This window comes from Pseudolactococcus chungangensis CAU 28 = DSM 22330 (genome assembly GCF_002441885.1).
In the GTDB taxonomy this organism is placed as follows: Bacteria; Bacillota; Bacilli; order Lactobacillales; family Streptococcaceae; genus Pseudolactococcus; species Pseudolactococcus chungangensis.
This window is the reverse complement of the sequence record NZ_JXJT01000086.1, coordinates 1-305: the sequence shown is the minus strand read 5'-3', so window position 1 is coordinate 305 and position 305 is coordinate 1. Positions and strand designations below refer to the sequence as shown.

Sequence of the window (305 nt, the reverse complement as noted above, 5' to 3'; positions counted from 1 at the left end):
ACTAAAAGAATACGGCTTTTATCAAGGGACAGAACATCGTACCATTAAATACCTGAATAATTTGATTGAACAAGACCATCGTCCAGTAAAGAGACGCAATAAATTCTATCGAAGTTTACGCACTGCCTCTACCACGATTAAAGGCATGGAAGCCATCCGAGGATTATATAAGAAAACCCGAAAAGAAGGCACTCTCTTCGGGTTTTCGGTCTGTACTGAAATCAAGGTATTATTGGGAATCCCAGCTTAAATCATAGATACCGTAAGGGATTTTATTCTTTATTTAAAACTTTGCAACAGAACCA

General features: G+C 37.7%; 1 protein-coding gene. It reads left to right on the top strand.

Annotation, left to right across the window (positions count from 1 at the left end):
* Positions 1-250 (top strand): DDE-type integrase/transposase/recombinase (locus RR45_RS11000; protein ID WP_047931652.1); only part of this gene is annotated, 250 nt, incomplete at its 5' end.
* Between the last annotated feature and the right edge of the window lie 55 nt (positions 251-305).